Origin of the sequence: Bordetella genomosp. 7, assembly GCF_002261265.1 — a bacterium.
Classification (GTDB): domain Bacteria; phylum Pseudomonadota; class Gammaproteobacteria; order Burkholderiales; family Burkholderiaceae_B; genus Bordetella_A.
This window is the reverse complement of record NZ_NEVK01000008.1, coordinates 116,139-137,892: the sequence shown is the minus strand read 5'-3', so window position 1 is coordinate 137,892 and position 21,754 is coordinate 116,139. Positions and strand designations below refer to the sequence as shown.

The window sequence follows — 21,754 nt, the reverse complement described above, 5'->3', positions numbered from 1 at the left end:
CCTGGTTACCACCGATAGGTAGTGGTCAGGGTCACGATGCGGCCCAGCCCATACGCGCAGGATCCCCATTCCCAGCACTGTGTGAAGTACACCTTGTCGGTCAGATTGTTGGCGTTGAGCGCGACGCGCCAGTTGCGGTTTTCCCAGGCCAGCATGGCGTCCAGCAAGGTTACGGATGGCGTGCGGGGCACGTTGGTGCCGTTGACGGATTCATCCACGAAGCTGCTGGCGTAGTGCACGCCTGCGCCCGCCGTAAAGCCGTCGATATTGCCCAGCGAGAACCGGTACGTGCTCCATATTGCCGCCTGACGCTTGGGCACGCCGGTCAATTCGCGATCGACATTCAAATAGGTAAAGCTGGCGTTAATGTCCAGGCGTGGCGTAAGGGAGCCGACCCACTCCAGTTCCAGGCCGGTGTTGCGCGTCTTGCCGCGCTGAGATACCTGGGTTGGCGACACCTCGACGGCGCGATTGACTTCGCGCAGTTCGAACACGGCTGCCGAAGCGCGCCAGTTCTTTGCGGGCGGCTCATACTTGACGCCGGCTTCCCATTGCTTGCCGCGTAGCGGCCGCAGGCGCTGGCCCTGGCTGGTGTTGGCTTGCGGCATGAACGATTCGGCATAGCTGACGTAGGGGAGCAGGCCCGGCGCGATTTCGTACATCAGCCCGACGCGCAGTGAATCTGCTCTGTCGTTGCGGTCGTCCGTGCCGTCTTCCCAGTTGGTGGATTCGTCGTGCCGCCACCCGGCCAGCAGTATCCAGTCGCGCCAGCGCATTTCGTCCTGGATGTAGATGCCCAGTTGTTTGACGCCGCTGGTCGCAATCGGCTCGCGCGGCGGCGGCTGGTACCCCACTTGGTAGACCGGGTCGTATACGTCGATAGGCGCGAGTCCGGTGTAGTCGTCGATGCCCGAGCCCGAGTCGCGATAGCGCATGTAATCCAGGCCCACCAGCAGTTGGTGCGAGACCGGGCCGGTGGAGAAGTTGCCCAGCAGGTTCTGGTCGGTGGCCAGTATCTGCGTGTGGTGCTTCCAGAAGTATCCGGCGCGGTTGAGCGTGCGCTGTTGCGGGTCCAGGTACGGGGCGTATACATCGAAGGCTGCGTAGTCGGTTCTGTTGTCCGTCCAGCGGGTGCTTTGCCGGAACGTCCATTGGTCACTCAATGCCTGGCGGAACGACCAGCCGGCCTGCAGACTGTCGGCGTTGAAATGATCCAGGCCGGGTTGCCCCACGAACGTGTGTCTTGAGATGCGGCCGTTGGGATTGGGCCAGATCGTGCCCTCCCAGGGCAGTGTGCTGCCGGAGTCGCCGCTGGCGCGGTCTTTCTGCCACTTGAGCCGCAACGTCAGTTCAGTGTCTGCGCTGGGCGTCCAGGTGAGCGAGGGCGCGATCAGCTGGCGGTCGTCCTTGCCATAGTCGACCTGTGTGCCGGCTTCGCGGCCCAGCGCCACCAGGCGGTACAGCCATGTTCCGTCTTCGGTCAGCGGGCCGGTCAGGTCGGCCTGTAGCTGGCGCGCGTCATGGCTGCCTATCTGTACGCCCAGTTCGTGGCTCGCTTCGGCTTGCGGAAGCTTGCTCACATTGTTGATCAGGCCGCCGGTGCCTCCTTGCCCATACAGCATGGATGAAGGGCCGCGCAGCACTTCCATGCGTTCCATCAGGTACGGTTCGACGCGCGGCGTGCTGGTCCAGAAGTTGACTCGGTCTTTCAGGCCGTCCAGGAAGATGTCTTCAATTTCCACTCCGCGCGCCTGTACCGTGTCCATGCGCGAGCTTGCCCCATAGATGGACGTGCGCACACCAGCGCTGTACACCAGGGCTTGGTCCAGCGTGTTGGACGCCGTATCGCGGATCTGACTGGCGGTGACCACGGAGATCGATTGCGGTGTTTCGAGAATGGCAGTGTCGGTCTTGGTGGCTGTGGCACTGCGCTGCGCCATGTACCCCACTACCGGCCCGGTAGCGGATTCAGACTGCCCGGTGACGGTCACTGTCGGCAGCTCGCTTACCGCAGCCTGAGGCATGGGTTGCAACACATATCGCCTGTTAGCATCGGGCACGGCGCGCAGGCCGCTGCCGGCGAGCAGGCGCGCCAGGCCTTGTTGTGGGGTATAGCTGCCCCGCAGGCCCGGGCTGCTCTTGCCGTTGGTCAGCTCAATCGAGCCGGCCAGATAAATGCCGGCTTCGCTTGCAAAACGCATCAGCGCCGCGTGCAGCGGGCCCGCCGGTATGTCATAGCTGCGTTGGGGCGCTGGCATGCCGGGGATAGAGGGGTGGCCTGGCGGGGCCGCTGCGTACACGCGACCGGGCAGCGGGCTCAGCCCCATCGTCGTGGCGACGGCCGCAGCCGCCGCCGCGCGCGGCCACGCGCCGGCGCGGCAACCCTGGGGGCGAGGCCGGGTCGGGGCAGGGTTGGAATGGGGCTGTGGGCACCGGGGCATCAGGCGAGTTCCTTTAGATTCAATAGGGCAGGGCCGCGCTCGCCCGTCCGCTGTCAGGCGGATAGTGACGACGAGGCCTTCTCTACCCATGAATCAATCGAAAGGGCGAAAAGCGGAACTCAAAGGGGCAAAATCATTCGGGCGGCGAAGCAGCCGCGCGATCTGCGACCGATATCCAGAACGGCAGCGGCCGTCGCACATGTAGTGACGCCGCTTGCGCCAGCATCGCCAGCGCGCCGTCCAGGTCGCGCAGCGGAAACGTGCCGAATACGCGCCGTTGCGCCACGTCGGCAGCCAGGCTGATGTGGCCAGGGTAGTAGCGGCCCAGTTCTTGGACGACCTGCGCTACGGACAAATCCGACGCAATGAGTTCGCCGCGCGCCCAGGCCTGGCGGGCAATGTCGGCGGGTGACTGGCTTGCGATGTGATCCCTATCGAACCGGGTCTGCCATCCGGCCGCGACGACGCGGGCGCCGCCGGGGCCCGCCGTGCGGATTTCGACCGCGCCTTCATAGACGGCCAGGAAGGTCTGCCCCGCCTCGCGGCGCACGGTGTATCGGGTGCCCAGGGCCTGCATCCGCCCTTGCGGCGTGTCCACGACGAAGGGCCGCGGATCACCGTGCGCCGTGGCCACCAATATTTCGCCATACGTCAATGTCAGACGGCGCAGCTCGCCGCCCATGGCAACGTCCAGGGCGGTGCGGGTGTTGAGCCACGCCCGGGAGCCGTCGGGCAGGGTGAATTCGCGGATGTCACCTATGCCGCTGCGGTAGTCTGCCCCCAGCGTTGCCGTGATACCTTCCAGCGGCCCTTGCGGACGGGCGGCCCAGCCCAGCATGCCGGCGCCGGCGGTCACGCCCAAGCCCAGCAGCAGTCGTCGCCTTGCGCGAGCCCGCGACTGTGCATTTCCGACATTGGCGGCGAGCAGCTTCGCGTCTGCTGCGCCGTGCAGAGGCGACAGCACCTGCTGGCTGACCGACTCCACATATTGCCATGCCTGGCGATGGTACGGATGGACCGAGAGCCACGCTTGCCAGTCTTCCCAGTCGGCGGGGCGCGCGTCGCCAGACACCAACAGTGCGTACCAGGACGCCGCTCGCTCCATGACTTCGTGTGGCGGGGATGCGTGATCGTTGCCGCTTCCCGACAGGCGCAGATGCGCGGGGATGTCGTGCGGATCGGCCATATCAGTCGGGCGGCATGCCTCGCAGCCCGGCGGCGGTGTGGGCCGCCTGCGCCTGAATGCAGCGCAGCATGGCCTGCGCCACGTACTTGCGCACCATGCGCGATGACACACCGAGTTCGCTGCCGATTTCCGCCGCCGTCATGCCGCCTACGGCCGACAACAAGAACGCCTGCGAGGCCTTTGCGGGCAGGCTTTGCAGCAGCGCGGCAATCTCCTGCAGGGCTTGCAGCACGACGGCCTGGCGTTCGGCAGAAGGTGCGACGCTCGCGGGCTGTGCAGCCAGCGTGTCGAGCCAGGCTTGCTCGATCTCGCGCCGGCGCCAAAGGTTGATGCACATGCCTTGCGCCATGGCGCGCAAATACGCGCGCGCCTCTGGTCCGCTGGCCAAGCCTCTGGACGCGGGTTTCACAATAAGGCGCAAGAAAGCATCGTGGGCCAGGTCGGCCGCATCGGCGGCGTTCCCCAGGCGGCGCTGCAACCATGCCTTGAGCCAAGCGTGGTGATCGATGTAGAGCGCGTCGATCGACGGCTGGGGCGATAGGGGGGGCGCGGCGGTCAAGATCCGGTCGCTCCATGGCGGTTTCGGAGAGGACGTCTGGATGGTAATAGAAATTGTTTTTGTTTAAAAGACAAACGCCTTGCTGCGCACGATATGCACCTTGCAACTTATCGGGATTTACCCTTGTCTGCCCTCGTTTGGTGCATGGGGCGCCGGTGCGCCGTTCAGGGCGCGCAGCGGCATGCCGAATCGTAAGTTCTTGTTTAATAGAATGAAAATCTAACTCGCGCCAGGTATTTCAGAACAAGGCGACGTAACATTCCTAAAAAGAATAAGACTTAAGGACTTTAATTCCCTTTTAGCTTGCGGGGGTTTTTTGCATGATCGGCACTTCAGGAGCCTAACCATGCAGAACTCATACGCCATCCATCCCGCCCCGCCGGTTCTCAGTGCCGAACTGGCCACCGCTTTGCAGTCCATCGTCACGCCGCACCTGAGCGACCACCTGCACCGGCAGCGGGGCGTGGTCGGCCTGAACCGGTATAACCGCCGCGGCAAGCTGGTGGGCAGCGCGCTGACCGTAAAGACGCGTCCCGGCGACAACCTGTTCATCTACAAGGCCATGACGCTGATCCAGCCCGGACATGTGCTGGTGGTGGATGCCGGCGGCGAGCTGTCCAACGCCTGCGTGGGCGAGATCATGAAGCGGTACCTGCAGCAGCGCGGCTGCGCCGGCCTGATCGTGGACGGCGCCATTCGCGACGTGGCGGCATTCGAGAACGACGACTTTCCCTGCTATGCGCGCGGGCACGTGCACCGCGGTCCCTATAAGGACGGCCCGGGCGAAGTCAATGCGCCGGTGAGCATCGGCGGGCAGGTCATCCAGCCGGGTGACGTCATTGTGGGTGATGAGGACGGCATCGTGTCCTTCCCCGCAAGCCAGGCCGACGCGCTGGTGCAAAAGGCGCGCGAGCACGCGGCCAAGGAAGAACGGATCATGGCCGAGATCGCCTCTGGCGCCGAACGCCAGAGCTGGCTGCACCCCGTACTGGAAGCGAAGAACCTGCTGTAAGAGACATCATGACCGCAACACCCGAGCAACAAGATTCCGCCAGGTTCCTGGCCCGGCGCATGAGCGCCATCAAGCCGTCGCCCAGCATGGCGGCCAAGCGCAAGGTGGATGCCCTGCGCGCCGAAGGCCAGACCATCATCGACTTCACCATAGGCGAGCCCGACCTGCGCACGCCCGCGCATATTGCCCGCGCGGGCATTGACGCCATCGAGCGCGGCGATGTGAAGTACACATCTTCGTCAGGCATTCGCGAACTGCTGCAGGCCGTGCAGCAGAAGTACCAACGCGAAAACGGCCTGTCGTTCGGCCTGGACCAGCTGGTGGTGGGCACGGGCGCCAAGCAACTGATTTTCTCGGCCCTGCAGGCAACGCTGGACGCCGGCGACGAAGTGATCATCCCCACGCCATACTGGGTCTCGTATCCGGACATGGTGCTGATCAACGAGGGGCAGCCGGTCATTTTGTCCACGACCGAGGCGCAGGACTTCAAACTGACTCCCGAAGCGCTGGAAGCCGCCATTACGCCGCGCACGAAGTGGCTGCTGCTCAATGCGCCCAACAATCCGTCCGGCGCTACGTACACCGAATCCGAGCTGGCCGCCTTGCTGGCGGTGCTGGAGCGCCACCCGCACGTGCTGCTGATGGTCGACGAGATCTACGAGCACTTTTGCTACGATGGCCGCTATGTGTCGGCGCTGTCGGTAAAGCCGGAATTGGCTCCGCGCGTGCTGCTGGTCAATGGCGTATCGAAGGCCTATGCGATGACGGGTTGGCGCGTGGGCTACGCGGCCGGCCCGGCCTGGATGGCCAAGGCGATTTCCACGCTGATATCGCAGTCGACCTCGTGCGCCAGCCAGATCTGCCAGGTGGCGGCGGCCACGGCGCTGACGGCCGACCAGCAATGCGTGGCCGACACCGTGGCCATCTACAAAGAGCGGCGCGACCTGATCGTCGGCCTGCTCAATGGCATCGAGTCGATGTCGTGCGCCAGCCCGGCCGGCGCGTTCTATGTGTTTCCCAATATCCAGGGCTTCCTGGGCAAGCGCACCCCCCAGGGCAAGATCATCGCCAACGACCTGGACTTCGTGCATTACCTGCTTGACGCCGCAGGCGTGGCCGTGCTGGATGGCACCGCTTATGGCAACCCCGGCTATATGCGCATGAGTTTTGCCACCGACCTGGACACCATACGGGTCGGCTGCGAAAAGCTGTCGTGGGCATGCGGCCAACTTCAATAACATCGCAAGGAGAAAACCATGAACTTCAAGAAAATTCTGAAGGCATTGCCATTGGTGGCCTGCCTGGGCGTGGCCGGCGTCGCGCATGCCGATGCGCTGTCCGATATCAAGGCGCGCGGCACGCTGGTGTGCGGCACGCTGGGCACGTCCGAGCCGTTCAGCTTCCAGGACCCGGCCACCCGCCAGGTCGTGGGCTATGAAATCGACCTGTGCAAAGAAATTGCCGATCACCTGGGCGTGAAGCTGGACGTCAAGATGATCGCCGTGGCGGCCCGTATTCCCGAACTGGCCGGCGGGCGCGTCGACGTGGTGGCGGCCAACCTGGGCTGGAGCCCCGACCGCGCCAAGCAGATCGACTACAGCTACCAGCACTACGTCAGCCCGCAGAAAATCCTGATCCGCCGCGACGATGCCGACGCCCTGAAGACCAACGGCGACCTGGCCGGCAAGCGCGTCAGCGCCGTATCGGGCTCGTCGTCCGAGGCCGGCGCCAAGCGCCTGATTCCCGATGTGACCACGGTGACGTTCAAGGATCCGCCCACCGCGTTCATGGCGCTGCAGCAGAAGAAGGTGTCGGGTTTCGTGGGGTCTGAGCTGATGCTGTTGAAGTTCAAGCAAGACGCCGAGCAGTCGCCCGTCAAGCTCGAGATCATCGAAGACCCGCTGTTCGTCGAACCCTGGGGCATCGGCATGGCCAAGGGTGAAGACGGCCTGCGCACCGAAGTGAACAAGGTGCTGGCCGACCTTGAAGCATCGGGCAAGATGCAGGCGATCTTCGAACGCTGGTTCGGTCCGGATACCAAGTTCCCGACCAAGCGCGTGTTCAAGGTCGAAGAAATCAAGGGTTGAGCCCGGCGGGGCGGGTAGCTGCTTATGAACTACACATTGGATTTCGGTGCGTTACTGAGTAACGGCTACCCGTCGCTGATTCTTGGAGGGCTGGTCACCACCCTTCAGATGACCTTGTTCGCCTGGCTGCTGGCCTTCGGCCTGGGCAGCGCCCTTGCGGTGCTGCGCATGCTGAACATACGCGTGCTGAACTACGCCATCGCGGTATACGTGGCGTTTCACCGCAATGTTCCCATGCTGGTGCACATTTTGCTGTGGTACTTCGGCGTGGCGTCCATCGTGCCGCCGGCCATCAACGATGTCATCAACCTGGTGGGCGGCGAATTCTTCTACTCATCGGTTGCCATCGGCCTGGTTACCGCGGCGTATGTCAGCGAAGATCTGCGCAGCGCCATACGCGCCATTCCGCGTGGCCAGATGGAAGCGGCGCGCAGCCTGGGGCTGGGCTATCTGCAGGCCATGCGCAAGGTGATACTGCCGCAGGCGTTCAAGATATCGATTCCGCCGCTTACCAACCAGACGCTGCTGCTGTTCAAGAACACCAGCCTGGCCATGGCCATCGGCCTGATCGAACTCACCGGGGCGGGGCGCGAGATCGAATCCGCCACATTCAAGACTTTCGAGATCTATTTCGTCGTGACGGTGCTGTACCTGGCAATTTCGCTGCTGCTGATGGCCGGCGGCGCCCATTTATCCAAGCGGGTCGCGTACGTGGCCAGGACCCGGTAGGCCGTCATGCTGGAAATACTTTCTGATAACTGGCTGTTGCTGCTGGTGGGCCAGTGGCCCCATGGCCCCATGGGCGGCCTGGTGGCAACAGTGGGCCTGGCGCTCGTGAGCCTGGCGCTGGCGTTTCCGCTGGGCGTGCTGCTGGCGCTGGGGCGCATCAGCTCGCTCAAGGTGTTTTACTGGCCGGCCACGGCCGTGGTGTACCTGGTGCGCGGGTTGCCGCTCATCATGTTCATCTTCTGGGCGTACTTCTTCCTTCCGCTGCTGATAGGCAATTCCGTCAGCGGCGTGGTCACCATGGCCGCGGCGCTGATCATCTACGAAGGCGCCTACCTGGCCGAGATCATCCGCAGCGGCATCCAGGCGCTGCCGGCCGGCCAGATGGAAGCGGGACGCTCGCTGGGCCTGTCGCACATGCAGGCCATGCGCAAGATCGTGCTGCCGCAGGCCCTGTACAACACCATTCCCAGCATGCTCAGCCAGTTCATCTCGACGGTGAAGGAAACATCGCTGGGCTTTGTGATCAGCGTGCACGAACTCACGTTCGCCGCGGCGCAGGTAAACAATATGCTGCTGACCAAGCCGTTCGAAGTGTTTGCGCTGCTGGCGCTGACTTACTTCGTGCTAAACCTGATTCTTACCGGCATCGTCAAGCTCGTTGAGGCCCGCATGGGCGGAAAGCGCACCGTGGCTGCCTAGGCTTTGTCTAACATGATCGAATTCAAGAACGTCAGTAAATGGTATGGCGATTACCTTGCCCTCGACGATATCAACGCCAGCGTGCGACAGGGCGAAGTCCTGGTGGTGTGCGGGCCGTCCGGGTCGGGCAAGTCGACGCTGATCCGCACCATCAACCGGCTTGAACCCATCCAGAAAGGCAGCATCCTGGTCGACGGGGTGGATGTTTACCGCTGCGGGTCGCTCGATGAAATGCGCAGCCATATAGGCTTTGTGTTTCAGTCGTTCAACCTGTTCCCGCACATGAACGTGCGCGAAAACCTGATGATGGCGCCGGTGCTGCTCAAGCGCATGGGCAAAAGCCAGGCGCGACAGCATGCCGAGGCCCTGCTCGAGCGCGTGGGCCTGGCGCACAAGGCCGACGCCTATCCGGGCGAACTGTCGGGCGGCCAGCAGCAGCGCGTGGCCATTGCGCGCGCGCTGGCCATGAAGCCGCGCATCATGCTTTTTGACGAGCCCACCAGCGCGCTGGATCCCGAAATGGTCAACGAGGTGCTGCTGGTGATGAAGTCACTGGCGGCCGAAGGCATGACCATGGTTTGCGTCACGCACGAAATGAACTTTGCCCGGGACGTGGCCGACTCTGTGTGGTTCATGGACGCCGGACGCCTGGTCGAGCAGGCGCCGCCCGCGCAGTTTTTCGCGCAGCCGCAAACCGAACGGGCGCGCAAGTTCCTGGCCGACATCAGACACTGAGCCCGCCGCCATAGGGGCGGGTAAAGTCGCATACGTCGCGCGCGATGCGCGCGATTTCCCGATAGAACATCGGATTGGATTGCCGGGCGTACATGGCGCAGTACATAGACGTAGGCAGCGGCTTGGTGGTGCGCACCTGCACCAGCTTGCGGCTCTTGAACAGGTCTGAAAAGTACCCCAGCGGAATACAGGCCACGCCCAGGCCGGCCACCGTCAGGCCCACCATGGCCTGCAGGCTGTTGATGGTGAACAGGTTTGTCTGCGCCGTGTAGGGCGCCAGCCATTCGTCATAGATAACATTCAGGGCCGAATCCGGGTCCTGCCTGATGACGTTCATGCGGGATATGTCTTCCGGCGTGTAGACCTTGGCCGGCGAAATCAGCGCCGGGCTGCCTGCCCAGCCGAAGTCCACCTGCGCAAGCGGCTCGCTTTCCAGGTGGGGGTTACGGATTTCCCAGTGCAGAATGGCCATGTCCAGCTGGCCGCTCAGCAGGTTCTGCTGCAGGTTCCACGCCATGCCGATCTTCAGCTGCACCGCCAGTTCGGGAAACGCCGCGCGCAAGGCCTGCATCAACTGGGGCAGCCACGTCATGGCGGTAATTTCGGTAATGCCCAGGCGCAGCGAGCCCGTAAAGGGCTTGAACCCCTTCATCTTCAACAGCATCTGGTCGCGCCGCGCGAGCAGGTCGGCAGCCAGTTCCAGCAAGTCTTCGCCGGTGCGCGTCAGCGTGGCCTTCTGGCCGCTGCGATCGAAGATCTGGATGTTGAAACTGGTTTCCAGTTCCTGGATGCGCTTGGTAATGGCCGACTGGGTGGTATTGAGGCGTTCGGCCGCATTGGCGAAGCCGCCCAGCTGCACTACCCAATAAAGCGCCTCGATTTGCTTGAAGGTCAGCATGGCAACGCCGGTAGCCGTGGTTGGGGCGAATTGTAGCCCCGCCCTGTGTGGCAGGCGGGGCGGCGCCGCCCGGGTTGCCCGTGGCTTTAGAGTGCGCCCGCCAGCGCCGGCAGCCACAAGCTCAGGGCAGGGACATACGTCACCAGTAACAGACATATCAGCATGGCCACGTAAAACGGCCATATCGTGCGCGTGATCTGTTCCATGGTGACGCGTCCCACCGCAATGCCCGCAAACAGCGTGGCCCCAACAGGTGGCGTCACCAGCCCGATGGCCAGGTTCAACACCATGATGACGCCGAAATGCACGGGGTCGATACCCAGCTCCATGATGATGGGCATAAACACCGGCACGCAGATCAGCAGCATGGGCGTCAGTTCCATGAAGATGCCCAGCACCAGCAAGGCGATGTTGGCCAGGATCAGGAACACGGTGACGTTGCTGGAATACGCGAGGAACAACTCAGCGATCTGCTGCGGCACGCGTTCCAGCGCCATCATGTAGCCGAAGGCCGATGCGGTGGCCATCATGATCATGATGATGCCGCAGGTGCGAACCACGCCCGACAGCAGCTTGGGCAGGTCTTTCCAGCGGTAGTCCCGGTACACGAACATGGTCACGGCCAGCGCGTACACGCACGCCACACCCGCGGACTCGGTGGCGGTGAACACGCCGGACAGGATGCCGCCGGTGATGATGACGACCGTGATCAGCCCCCATCCCGCGTCGATGAAGCGGGCGCGGATCAGCCGCAGGCCTGTGGCTGATCCGCGAGGAAAGTCATGCCGGTAGGCGTAGTACAGGCATAGCGCTGCCAGGCACAGGCCCAGCAGCAGGCCGGGCAGGATGCCGGCCAGGAACAAGGCGGGCACCGACACCATGCCGCCGGCTGCCAGTGAATAGATCACAAAATTATGTGAAGGCGGCAGGATGGTGGCCTGCAGCGAGCCGGTCATGGTGATGTTGGTGGCAAAGGTGCGCGGATAGCCGTTCTTTTCCATTTGCGGAATCATTACCGAGCCAATCGACGCGGTATCTGCCACTGTCGAGCCCGATATGCAGCCAAACAGTGTCGACGCGCACACATTGACCAGGCTCAGGCCGCCTTTCAGCGATCCAAGCAATGCCTTGGCCAGGTCTACCAGCCGGCGCGCCATGCCGCCTTCGGCCATGATGGCGCCGGCAAGAATGAACAATGGTATGGCCAGCATCGGCACCTGGTTGGTGCCGTCCACCAGCTTGATCACCAGCGCGGCAAACGGGATATCGCTTACATACGCGGCGGCAGCCGCTGCCGCACCCATTGCGAAGGCCACCGGCATGCCCATGACCAGCAGTGCCGCAAACACCAATAGCAGAACGTATGTGGTCATGGTCAGTCCAGTTGCAGATCCGCTTTATCTTGTGAGTTTTCTTCGAGCCGCTGCGCCAGCAGGTTGGCCAGCACCATCAGCGCCATCAGGCCGAAGCCCAGCGGCACCACCGCGTACACGACCGCCGCGGGCAGGGCCGGCACTTCCGGCAGGCTCTGGCCCAGCGTGGACTGGACGAGTTCCCAACTGGCCGCGGCCATTGCCACCAGCAGTGCAAGCAGCAGGACGTGCACGACGTTGGCGTTGATAATGCGCAGCCGCGCAGGCAGCATGTTGGTGAAGGTGTTGACGCACACATGCAGACGGTCGGCCATCGTGACGGCCGCCGATAGGAAGGTAAACGCCACCAGCAGAATCGCCGCCACCGGCTCTATCCACCCTATGGGGGCGTTCAGCCCATACCGCGCAGCCACGCCCACCGGTATCAGTATGGCAATCAACGCCAGTGAAATCGCGGCCAGGAACATCGAGATGCTCCTGGCCCAGCAAGCAAGCTTCTGCATTTGCGTAACCCGGGCGGCCGTGGGCTCAGATGGCTTCGATAGCCAGGATCAGGTCTTGGTGCTTCGCGCCATACTTCTCGCGCACCGGCGCGGTTTTCTCGCGCAGCACATCCTTGCCCTGGAATTCAATCACTTCCACGCCCGCCGCGCGCATGTCCTGCAGCGCTTGCCCGTCGGCCGCCTTCCACAGCTCGCGCTGGCGCTTTTCTGCTTCTTTCGCGCTTTGTTTTACGGCTTGCTGCTGCTGCGGGGTAAGCTTGTCCCAGGCGCGTCGCGACATGACCAGCACGTCGGGAACGATCAGGTGTTCGGTCAGTGAATAATGCTTGGCTACCCGGTGAAACGAGGCCGCCACCAGCGTGGGCGCCGCGCCTTCTGCGCCGTCCAGCATACCCGTCTGCATGCCTGCGAACACATCGCCAAAACCCAGCGGCACGCCGGCGGCGCCCATGGCTTCAATCGCGTCAGACAGAATGGGGTTGGGAATGACACGGATCTTCTGGCCTTGCAGGTCTTGTGCAGTTTCTACCTGCTTCTTGGTGGTCAGCATGCTGCGCGCGCCCGCGCCGATCCATGTAAGCGCAACCAGACGCGAATTGGGCTGATTGGTAATGCGATCGAGCAACTGGTCGCCAAGTGGGCTCTCGATCAATCGTTCGAGATGCGCCTGATCCTTGAACAAGTAGGGCAGGGCCAGTACGTTCAGCTCGTCCACGATCGACGCCAGCACCAGCGCGTTTACGCGGCTGAGCTGGATCGCGCCAAGCTGGGTTTGTTCGATGGTTTCCTTTTCGTTGCCGAGCTGGCCGCCCGCATACACTTGTATCTTGAGCTCGCCATTGGTCTTTGCGCCGAGCAGATCCGACATCTCGGTCAGCGCTTCAGTGGTGGGGTAGCCAATCGGCAGGGTTTCGGCCAGCTTCAGGGTCGTGGCGGCTTGCGCGGGCAGCATCGCCATACCCACGGCGAACGCGCCAGACATTACAACCGAAAGCATGCTGCGACGGGAAATCTTCATTACTCTCTCCAGGCAATTTTTTGTTGTGCTGTCGTTATGCAGTAAGTCAGGTAACCCCCTGACAGGGCTGTTCCATGTGTTCAGACTGCCAGATACCCGCCATCTACCGGGATGATGGCGCCTGTAATAAAGCCCGCCGCCTCGGTGCACAGAAACACCGCCACCGTCGCGATGTCATCGGGGGTGCCCCACCGGCCCATGGGCGTACGCTCCAGAATGGCCCGATTGCGCGCCGGATCATCTTGCACACCCTGGGTGAACTTCGTGGCGATCCACCCCGGCGCGATCGCGTTGACTCGGATACCCTCGGCCGCGTAGGCAATGGCAAGCGACTTGGTCAATTGCGCCACCGCGCCCTTGCTGGCCGAATAGGCAGGCACCAGCGGGCCGCCGAAGTAGCTGAGCATCGACGCCATGTTCACGATCACACCGCCTGTTTTTGCCAACAGCGGGCGAGCGGCCGAGCAAACGCGCATTGTGCCGGTCAGGTTGATGCCAACCACGTGTTCGAATGAATCGATCTCGTGCTCTTTGCCGCGCTGGATGGCGCCGGCGCAGTTCACGACCACGTCGAGCCTGTCCAGGCTCGCCAGGACGCTATCGACGTCGCTGGCGCGGCTGACGTCCATGACAGCGACTTCCACCTTGTCGCTGACTTCCGCGTCAGCCGTGCTGCGCGCGGTCGCCAGCACGCGGGCGCCCAGGCCGGCCATGCGATCGGCCACGGCTGCGCCTATGCCGCGCGTGCCGCCCGTGACCAATACCCGCTTGCCGGCGAATAGATCGGATTGATATGTCATTGCCCTGCTCCGTCATCATGATCCGCCCGCCCATGACACTTGAGGTCTGTTGAGGGGCGGCTGGAAGTTCGTGTTGATCCTATGACATTTGTGTCATATAAGACATAAGCGTTTTCCCCGTGTGCGGGGCGACGATTATTCGAAGCAGTCGGGGTGCCTGTCCAGGACGCGGCGCGCCATGTTGAAGAACGCTACCTTGGTGTGCTTGGGCTTGATCAGCCAATCGTGCGCCTGCCGGCCTTTCTGGGGGTCGATGGGCTTGATCTCGCCGGCCGCCATGCTCATCAACTGCAGGCGGGCGGCTCGTTCGAACGTCACTGCCAGCATGCAGGCTTCCTCTACCGATCCGCCTGCCACCAGCAGTCCGTGGTGCGCCATCAGCAGGGCCCGCTTGCCATTGAGCGCTTGGGAGATCATGTCGCCGTCTTCGTTGCCGAACGGCACTCCTGGCCAGGCGCCGACGAATTCCACATCTTCGTACAGCAGGCAGTTGTCCATATGCGAGATAACCAGCGGCTGTTCAAGCTGGCTGAGCGCCGCCGTATACATGGCATGCGTGTGGATAATGCACTGAGCGTCCGGCCGGGCACGGTAAACCCAGGAATGAAAGCGATTGGCCGGGTTGGGCATGCCTTTGCCCTGCAGCACGTCGAGGTCTTCGTTGACCAACAGCAGATTGCTGGCCTTGATTTCGTCGAAGGCCAGGCCGAAACGTTGCGTGTAGTAGGTGCCCGGTTCGGGGCCCCTGGCGGTGATCTGGCCGGCCACGCCCGAGCCGTGGCCGTGTTCATGCAACACCCGGCAGGTAAGGGCGATTTTTTGCTGAATCGTGTATTCGTCCTGGTCGTCGAACGACGCCAGGAGTTTTTCCTCTGCCTGCTTGAGCAGTTGTTCTTTGTTTTCCGCGAAAGTCGTGGCCATTGAAGCTCCTTTGCTGCCTTGCCGGACGTACCGCCGGCGCGCGCAGGCGCGGCCCGGCAGTCGGGCCGTGCGCACGGGCAATACACGTAAAATCCAGTTCCGGCACACTTCTCGGTAGAAACGTGATAGTTTGTGTGCCGTGAATCCAGTATGACACAAGTGTCCTACAGGACATGTGGGTATTTCGCCATACTTCGGGAAAGTACTTACCCGGCGCGCCAGTGGGCAGCCGCCGCCGTGCCCGGCCGAAGTTGGTTATCAAAAAAATGGAGATAGGGCGATGTCCGCAACGCTACGGGTGCTGAGAGTCCAGTCGGGATTGACGCTGGAAGAACTCGCCGCCCAGACGAATCTCACGCGCAGCTATCTGTCCAAGATCGAGCGCGGGATCTCGACGCCGTCCATCAGTTCGGCGTTGCGCATATCGCGGGCGCTGGATGTTCCCATCGAGTCTCTGTTCGACACCGATGAGCCGACGGATTCGGTGTCAGTCATCCGTGATCCGTTAGCACGCGGGGGCAACGCCACGGGCGCCTTGCAATTGGTGGCGGGCGCCTCGCCACGCTGGAATATGCTGGCCTTCGTGATCCACCCGGACGATGCCCGATCGCCAGCCAATCCCACCGGCCATCACGATGGCGAAGAACTGGTCTACGTGCTGGCTGGGCGGGTCGAGCTGCAACTGGTCAAACGCAAGGAAGTGCTCGAGACAGGAGACTGTGCGCACTTCGATTCCACGGTGCCGCACAAAATATCGTCGCTCAGCGGCGCGGATGCAAAGGTATTGATTGTGATATCGCCGCGTAAAACGCCGCAGAAGCGGCGCGAGTCCAAGCCCGCCAGGCCTGGCCGCGCCGCGCGTCCGGACGAGTCGGCCGGCGCGCGAAGCGGCGCGAAAAGCCGCCCGCGCTCATAAGTCACCCTAGGGTCAGGGCCCGCAATGCGCGGGCCCGCTGCCGCTCAATCGACGGTGGCGCCAGAGCGCTTGACCGCCTTGCCCCACTTGTCGACTTCGGTTTGCACGAAGCGGCGACCTTCTTCCGGCTGGTAGATAAGCGGCTGGCCGCCGCGTTCGGCCAGCGCGCGCGACATCTCGGGCGACCGGAGAATGGCGTTGATCCGCTCGTTCAGGTAGTTCACGACGTCCGCAGGCGTTTTTGCGGGGGCGAACACCATGGCCCAGCCTACGGCCTCGAAGCCCGGCAGGCCCGATTCGGCCACCGTGGGCACTTGCGCCAGTTGCGGCACGCGTTCGCGCGTGGTTACGGCCAGGGGCACCGCCGCCTTCGATTGCACGTGGGGCAGGGCGGCGGTAACCGAGTCCACCATCAGGGGCACGTGGTTGCCCAGGAAGTCCGCCTGCGCCGGGCCGCTGCCCTTGTAGGGGATGTGGCGCAGTTCGACGTTGGCGTCGGCCTTGAACATCTCGGCCGACAGGTGCTGCGTGCCGCCTATGCCGGCGCTGGCATAGGCCAGTTCGTCCGGGCGCGCCTTGGCTTGCTCAATAAGCTGCTGCAGCGACGTGATGCCGCTGGCGGGCGTGGCCAGGAACACCAGCGGCACGGTAAAGATGCCGCCTACCGGTGTGAAGTCGTTGCGCAGCGAATAACCCGGATTGCTGTAGAGCGTCTGGTTGACCGCGGCGGCGCTGCCGCCCACGACCAGCGTGTAGCCGTCCGGAGCCGAGCGCGCTACGTACTGCATGCCGATGTTGCTGCCCGCGCCCGCCTTGTTTTCGACGACCACGGGTTGGCCGATGTCTTTGGCAAGACGTTCGGCCAGCATACGGGCGAAGATGTCGGTGGCCTGTCCGGGAGGAAAGGGCACGATCATGTTGACCGGCCTGTCGGGGTAGGCCGCTTGCGCGGCGCCGGCTGCGGTAATGAGAACGCCGGCTGCGATGGCGGCCAGGCGCTTGAATCGATAAGACATAACGCACCTATGGAGTGAAGTGACGGGCGGCATTGTAGCGACAGGCCGGACTGCGCCGCCCGTGGCTTCAGACCATGGATTCGCCGTTTTTCCGGGCGCGTCGCAGGTCGCGCCACAGGGCCACGACCAGCAGGGCCAGGATGGCGGCCGAGATCACGGGCCAGATCAGTATGTATAGCGTCAACATAGAGGTCTCCTTTGCTCAGGCTTGCGCCGGTTGGGGGGCGGGGCGCGGCGAGATGGCGTCAGGCTGGCCGTCATCGTCCTCCTGGAACGAGGTCACGCGGTCTGCCAGCACGCTGAAATCGAAGCGCTCACGGCTGCGCAGGCTGAGCGCCGTGCATACCGCTGCGCTGACGCCGTACGCGGTCAGCGACCCGGTCAACACGATGTAGTCGCGCAGGAAGCCCAGGAAGAAGGGCGTCGCCACGGCGGCGGCCAGTACGCCCACCACCAGCGCGACGCGGCGGCCGAAGAACCCGAACGCCATCAAGCCCAGCACCACGCCAGCGCCTATGCCGGCGCAGATCTCATAGAACACCGCGATTGCGCCTTCAATGGGCACCAGTTCGAAACGCACGATGGTAAACAGCACGACCGCGGACAGCACCGACCATACGAACGCGCGGTTGTCCACGCGGTCCCAGAAGAAGCTGGCGATGACGGGGAACACGATGGCGCCCCACAGCGCGCCGACGAACACCAGCATGACCAGGATGTCCAGCCGCAGGCTGGCGAAGATGACGCCGGCCATGGTCGCCACCACCATGGTGGCGCGGCCCCACCACAGCATGCGGCGCGGATCCGGGCGATTGCGCGCCAGGTTCTTCGCATAGATGTCCGTCATTACAATGGCCGAAAGCGCGGCAAGGTCGGAGTCGGCCGTAGACGAAAGCGAGCCGATCACCAGTATGAAGAACAGCGCAATGCCCACCGGCGGCAGATATGCCGAGGCCATTTGCGGGATGATGTTGTTCATGTTGCCGTCGGCCGGCTGCAGGCCCACGAACAAGGCCAGCAGGCCCAGCATGCCCAGGCCGATCACCACCGCGCCGTAGCCTATCGTGGCGGTCAGAAAGGTGGGTTTGATCAGGTCCTCGCGCACCGCGAAAAGCCGCTGCGCAATGGTCTGGTTGCCGATCGCATACGCCAGCACCGCCACGAAGTAAGGGGCGCCCTGTTCCAGGATCGCTTGCGGCGAATAAAAGCTTGCCTGCTCGGGCGACAGCCGCCACATGTTGGACGTGATGACGTCAGTGCCGCCCGCGTTGAAGAAGATCAGCGGAATAATGACCACGGCCGACAGGATCATCGCCACCAGTTGCGCGAAGTCCGTCATCACCGATGCGCGGAACCCCGACCAGAATGAATACGACAACACCCCCAGTCCGGCGATCAGCACACCCTGGATAAACGTCAGCGGGCTCAGGATAGATACCAGCGCGCCGGCCGCAGTGAAGTTCACCATCAGGCTGATGCAGCTGCCCACGATATTGGAAATCGCCATGATCATCTGGCTGGATGCGCCGTGGCGGGCGTGCATGATCTCGGCCAGCGTATGGGCCTTGGGGGCAAGCGCACGGAAGCGCCGGCCGAACGGGTAGATAAACAGAATCATCAGCGCGCCCCACAAGCCGTAATGGATGGGGCCGGACAAGCCGTACTTGAACCCGGAAGTGGCGCTGGCGTAGAACGATGCCGCCCAGATCCAGGTAGCGATCATGCTGGCGGCCGACAGGCCGAATCCGACCGCATTGTTCGACGTCATGTAGCCATCTACGCTTTCCTGGCGTTTGCCGATGCATAGCGACATCAGGAAAGTCAGGCCGTAGAACCCTATCAATAACAAGATTGCCGTAGAGGCGGACAACTGAAAAAACTGCGTATCCTGCATTAGGTGGTCCTTGCTCCTTTGCAGCGACTCGCCGTCAGGCGGGTGCTATGCGCCCATGCCATTTCGCGCTACGCGATGGGTGGCAACTACCCCATTGGCGCGCTGAAACACGGCTCGTACGAACGGTACGCGCGAGCAATATGTGCGGACGAGCCGGATCGACGGCTGCGCACGCAGCATAAAAAAATCGCACACAAAGGTGCATCGCTACCCCACGGGTGGAGTCCTGGAAATTGGCCCCGGTGTCGGTAAGCGCTGAGCCAGCCTGGTGAGCCGGCTATATTGTTGCGCGGCCCAAGTAGGCCGGCTTGATGTGTTTCAGCAAAATGCCGGGCCGCTGTACGCGGCCTGTTGATAGGCGCCCCGATTGGCTTGTGCAGCCTGGAACGCCTGTAAAGATGCGTAAGTATAGGGATATAGAGCAGTCCTGTCCACCCGCCGGCCAGTTGCGCGGGCCGCTTTCATGTGGGCATCAATGGCCGGGCGCGCCGAATTTCTGGGCATACAGCTCGCGCGCCCAGTCTATAAAAACACGCACGCGGGGCGACAGTTGCCGGTGCGATGGATACAGCACAGACACGGGCATGTCGGGGCAACGCCATGCCTGCAAAACTTGCACCAGCCGACCCGCATTCAGGTGTTCTTCAAGGCGGAAGCGCGGCACCTGTATCAGGCCGCAGCCCGCCAGCGCGGCGCTGGTGTAGCAGTCGGCATCGCTGACCTTGATCCAGCCGCTGGATTCGAATTCGGTAACTTTGCCATCGATGATCACGGTGAACGGATAGCGGTTGTCGTTGCCGCGCGTAAAGAATCCGATGCCATGATGCGCTTCGAGTTCGACGGGGTGCTGCGGCGTGCCGTAGCGTTCAAGGTACGCCGGGCTGGCGCAGATGATTTCCGGCATGCTGGCCAGCTTCCTGACCACCAGCGATGAATCGCGCGGGTGGCCGGCGCGCACCACGCAATCGACGCCTTCTTTTACCAGGTCGACCAGCCGGTCGCCGCTGCTGAGCACCACGTCGATGTTCGGATAGCGTTCCCGGAATTCGGTGATGTGCGGCAGAATAATCGCCGTGGCATGCGCGCCATGCACGTCCAGCCGCAGCGTGCCGTGCGGGTTGGCCACGTGCGTGCTGAGCGACGTTTCGGCGTCTTCCAGTTCGGCCAGTACACGCTTGCTGCGCTCGTAGAAGGCCTGGCCGTCCAGGGTAGGCCTGACCTGGCGGGTGGTGCGGTCGAGCAGCCTGACGCCCAGGCGGCTTTCCAGTTGCTTGATCGCATGCGTGGCCGTCGCGCGCGGGATGTCCAGCACTTCGGCTGCTTCGGTGAAGCTGCCCAACTCAACAATGCGGTTGAATAACTGCAAGGCGGCGAAGCGGTCCATAGGTGTCAGTCGTCGCGTAAATGGGCGAAAGCCAATTGCACCCGATGCCGCGGTTGGCGGTCAATGGGCAGAAGGGCCCGATCGGCGGGCGCGCCGTCAGGCAAAGCCGCCATTGGCACGCAATACCTGTCCGTTGATCCAGCCGCCGTCGGGGCCTGCCAGGAACGACACGGCGTTGGCGATGTCTTGCGGAGTGCCCAGCCGTTGCAAAGGCACCATGTTGGAAAGCTCCGCGATCTGCGCCTGGCTCTTGCCTTCCATGAAAAGCTCGGTGGCTACCGGGCCAGGCGCCACGGCGTTTACCGTAATGCCGCGGCCGCGCAGTTCGTTGGCCAGCACGTGCACCAGCCCCTCGACGCCGGCCTTCGATGCGATATAGGCGCCGTAGTTGGGAAAGGCCTTGGCAATGACGCTGGTGGATATCGCGATGATGCGGCCGCCTTGCGTCAGTTCCTGCGCTGCCTGGGCCAGCACCAGGAAGGCGCCGCGCAGGTTCGTGTTGACCATCCGGTCGAATACGTCGACGTGGTCGGGCGATATCGGCGCCAGCGACATGACGCCGGCGCTGTGCACGATGGCGTCGATTGCGCCAAGGGCAGCGCGGCCTTCCCGGAACAGCCGCCGCACGTCATCGCCGTTCGAGACATCGGCCTGCACGGCAACCGCCTGTCCGCCTGCCGCCCGGATGTCGGCCACCACGTCGGCCGCGCTGGCCTGGTTGCCCGAGTAGTTCACCACCACTCGATAGCCGTCCTGGGCCAGGCGCATGGCGATCGCCCTGCCTATGCCGCGCGACGCGCCCGTGACAATCGCCGTGCGAACGGCCGGGGTGGAAACTGGGGTAATGGGCTTGGTCATCATTGAGCTCCGTCGAAGTGTTTATCGGTGCGCCGAGGAATCTGGCGCGATGGAGTCATGATGATCGTTTGTGCATATTGAATAAATGGGCCGAAATCGGTTTAAGAATTCAAAAATCGTTAATAATCGGGGCGTGTTAGGTGTTGCGTGGGTGTCTGACGCCATGAAGGGTGTGGGTGGCGCGGTGGGGGTGTCTGACACCTTTCGGAGTCAGACACCTTGAATGAAGTGTTTGGGGTTGCATGGGGTGTCTGACGCCATGAATGGTGTGTTTGGCGCGGTGGGGTGTCTGACACCTTTCGGAGTCAGACACCTGGAAAGGTTGGTGCAGGGCTGCGGTATGCCGGCGCTGCGGTGTCTGACTCCGAAGGTGTCTGACACCGCCTCTGAATGGTGTGGTTGGTGCGGTGGGGTGTCTGACACCTTTCGGGGTCAGACACCTGGAGAGGTTGGTGCAGGGCTGCGGTATGCCGGCGCTGCGGTGTCTGACTCCGAAGGTGTCTGACACCGCCTCTGACTCGTCTCTGGCCCCACCTGGACACCGCCTCTGACTCGTCTCCGCCCCCACCTGGACACCGCCTCTGACACGTCTCTGACCCCGCCTCCGACTCGCCTCGGCACCGCCTCGCGGCATCGCAGCACGGGGTGGCGGCGCGGGCCGTACTATGATGGCGGGCCAGCTTCCTGGGTGCGATTGCCGCAGGGGCTGTGATGGCGGGTATGCA

21 protein-coding genes are annotated in these 21,754 nt (G+C 63.1%); 7 read left to right on the top strand and 14 right to left on the bottom strand.

Annotated features, from left to right (window positions below; translation table 11 throughout):
• Positions 1-5: 5 nt before the first annotated feature.
• From CAL19_RS16520 to CAL19_RS16510, 3 genes are all read right to left on the bottom strand, one after another.
• On the bottom strand, positions 6-2,258 hold the full coding sequence (locus tag CAL19_RS16520; RefSeq protein ID WP_170941559.1) for a TonB-dependent siderophore receptor: 2,253 nt from the start codon (positions 2,256-2,258) through the stop codon (positions 6-8).
• A gap of 316 nt (positions 2,259-2,574) precedes the next feature.
• Complete coding sequence (locus CAL19_RS16515; protein WP_094797429.1) at positions 2,575-3,627, bottom strand: FecR domain-containing protein; 1,053 nt, start codon at positions 3,625-3,627, stop codon at positions 2,575-2,577.
• Between the two features lies 1 nt (position 3,628).
• Positions 3,629-4,186 (bottom strand): sigma-70 family RNA polymerase sigma factor, encoded by a 558-nt coding sequence (locus CAL19_RS16510; RefSeq protein WP_026641411.1) that lies wholly within the window; start codon positions 4,184-4,186, stop codon positions 3,629-3,631.
• Between the two features lie 346 nt (positions 4,187-4,532).
• Between CAL19_RS16510 and CAL19_RS16505 the strand changes: the two genes are divergently transcribed.
• Genes CAL19_RS16505 through CAL19_RS16480 form a run of 6 tightly spaced genes read left to right on the top strand, consistent with a single transcriptional unit; the run spans position 4,533 to position 9,448 of the window.
• Positions 4,533-5,198 carry an RraA family protein gene (locus CAL19_RS16505; protein WP_094797428.1) on the top strand — a complete coding sequence of 222 codons (666 nt, stop codon included), beginning with the start codon at positions 4,533-4,535 and terminating at the stop codon, positions 5,196-5,198.
• An 8-nt stretch (positions 5,199-5,206) separates the two neighbouring features.
• Positions 5,207-6,436: an aminotransferase class I/II-fold pyridoxal phosphate-dependent enzyme gene (locus tag CAL19_RS16500; protein ID WP_094797427.1), complete on the top strand. Its 1,230-nt coding sequence runs from the start codon at positions 5,207-5,209 to the stop codon at positions 6,434-6,436.
• 18 nt (positions 6,437-6,454) lie between these two features.
• Positions 6,455-7,285, top strand: a complete 831-nt coding sequence (locus CAL19_RS16495) for an ABC transporter substrate-binding protein (RefSeq protein ID WP_051423925.1) — start codon at positions 6,455-6,457, stop codon at positions 7,283-7,285.
• A gap of 24 nt (positions 7,286-7,309) precedes the next feature.
• Positions 7,310-8,014 (top strand): amino acid ABC transporter permease, encoded by a 705-nt coding sequence (locus CAL19_RS16490; protein WP_026641415.1) that lies wholly within the window; start codon positions 7,310-7,312, stop codon positions 8,012-8,014.
• A gap of 6 nt (positions 8,015-8,020) precedes the next feature.
• Complete coding sequence (locus CAL19_RS16485; protein WP_026641416.1) at positions 8,021-8,713, top strand: amino acid ABC transporter permease; 693 nt, start codon at positions 8,021-8,023, stop codon at positions 8,711-8,713.
• Between the two features lie 12 nt (positions 8,714-8,725).
• On the top strand, positions 8,726-9,448 hold the full coding sequence (locus CAL19_RS16480) for an amino acid ABC transporter ATP-binding protein (protein WP_026641417.1): 723 nt from the start codon (positions 8,726-8,728) through the stop codon (positions 9,446-9,448).
• Here the strand turns inward: CAL19_RS16480 and CAL19_RS16475 are convergent.
• The 6 genes from CAL19_RS16475 to CAL19_RS16450 all read right to left on the bottom strand — a co-directional run bounded on the left by CAL19_RS16475 (position 9,438) and on the right by CAL19_RS16450 (position 14,961).
• Positions 9,438-10,346 carry a LysR family transcriptional regulator gene (locus CAL19_RS16475; protein ID WP_094797426.1) on the bottom strand — a complete coding sequence of 303 codons (909 nt, stop codon included), beginning with the start codon at positions 10,344-10,346 and terminating at the stop codon, positions 9,438-9,440. The two genes, CAL19_RS16480 and CAL19_RS16475, sit on opposite strands and share 11 nt — an antisense overlap.
• 86 nt (positions 10,347-10,432) lie before the next feature.
• Positions 10,433-11,719 carry a TRAP transporter large permease gene (locus CAL19_RS16470; RefSeq protein WP_094797425.1) on the bottom strand — a complete coding sequence of 429 codons (1,287 nt, stop codon included), beginning with the start codon at positions 11,717-11,719 and terminating at the stop codon, positions 10,433-10,435.
• Positions 11,720-11,721: 2 nt separating this feature from the next.
• Positions 11,722-12,222: a TRAP transporter small permease gene (locus CAL19_RS16465; protein WP_081745790.1), complete on the bottom strand. Its 501-nt coding sequence runs from the start codon at positions 12,220-12,222 to the stop codon at positions 11,722-11,724.
• A 25-nt stretch (positions 12,223-12,247) separates the two neighbouring features.
• Positions 12,248-13,240 carry a TRAP transporter substrate-binding protein gene (locus tag CAL19_RS16460; RefSeq protein ID WP_026641421.1) on the bottom strand — a complete coding sequence of 331 codons (993 nt, stop codon included), beginning with the start codon at positions 13,238-13,240 and terminating at the stop codon, positions 12,248-12,250.
• An 80-nt stretch (positions 13,241-13,320) separates the two neighbouring features.
• The gene (locus tag CAL19_RS16455) at positions 13,321-14,040 is read right to left on the bottom strand and encodes an SDR family NAD(P)-dependent oxidoreductase (protein ID WP_026641422.1); all 720 of its coding nucleotides are present in this window, start codon (positions 14,038-14,040) and stop codon (positions 13,321-13,323) included.
• 135 nt (positions 14,041-14,175) lie between these two features.
• On the bottom strand, positions 14,176-14,961 hold the full coding sequence (locus CAL19_RS16450) for an aldolase (RefSeq protein WP_026641423.1): 786 nt from the start codon (positions 14,959-14,961) through the stop codon (positions 14,176-14,178).
• A gap of 280 nt (positions 14,962-15,241) precedes the next feature.
• Here CAL19_RS16450 and CAL19_RS16445 point away from each other — a divergent pair, with 280 nt between their 5' ends.
• Positions 15,242-15,877 carry an XRE family transcriptional regulator gene (locus tag CAL19_RS16445; RefSeq protein WP_081745791.1) on the top strand — a complete coding sequence of 212 codons (636 nt, stop codon included), beginning with the start codon at positions 15,242-15,244 and terminating at the stop codon, positions 15,875-15,877.
• Positions 15,878-15,921: 44 nt separating this feature from the next.
• Here the strand turns inward: CAL19_RS16445 and CAL19_RS16440 are convergent, their stop codons facing one another.
• The 5 genes from CAL19_RS16440 to CAL19_RS16425 all read right to left on the bottom strand — a co-directional run bounded on the left by CAL19_RS16440 (position 15,922) and on the right by CAL19_RS16425 (position 21,029).
• Positions 15,922-16,893 carry a Bug family tripartite tricarboxylate transporter substrate binding protein gene (locus CAL19_RS16440; protein ID WP_026641424.1) on the bottom strand — a complete coding sequence of 324 codons (972 nt, stop codon included), beginning with the start codon at positions 16,891-16,893 and terminating at the stop codon, positions 15,922-15,924.
• Between the two features lie 67 nt (positions 16,894-16,960).
• A complete protein-coding gene (locus CAL19_RS19760; protein WP_212589910.1) occupies positions 16,961-17,080 on the bottom strand; it encodes a putative transporter small subunit in 120 nt (39 codons plus the stop codon).
• A 15-nt stretch (positions 17,081-17,095) separates the two neighbouring features.
• Positions 17,096-18,787: a sodium:solute symporter family protein gene (locus CAL19_RS16435; RefSeq protein ID WP_026641425.1), complete on the bottom strand. Its 1,692-nt coding sequence runs from the start codon at positions 18,785-18,787 to the stop codon at positions 17,096-17,098.
• A 472-nt stretch (positions 18,788-19,259) separates the two neighbouring features.
• Positions 19,260-20,171 carry a LysR family transcriptional regulator gene (locus CAL19_RS16430; RefSeq protein WP_026641426.1) on the bottom strand — a complete coding sequence of 304 codons (912 nt, stop codon included), beginning with the start codon at positions 20,169-20,171 and terminating at the stop codon, positions 19,260-19,262.
• A gap of 96 nt (positions 20,172-20,267) precedes the next feature.
• Positions 20,268-21,029: an SDR family oxidoreductase gene (locus tag CAL19_RS16425; RefSeq protein ID WP_094797424.1), complete on the bottom strand. Its 762-nt coding sequence runs from the start codon at positions 21,027-21,029 to the stop codon at positions 20,268-20,270.
• Between the last annotated feature and the right edge of the window lie 725 nt (positions 21,030-21,754).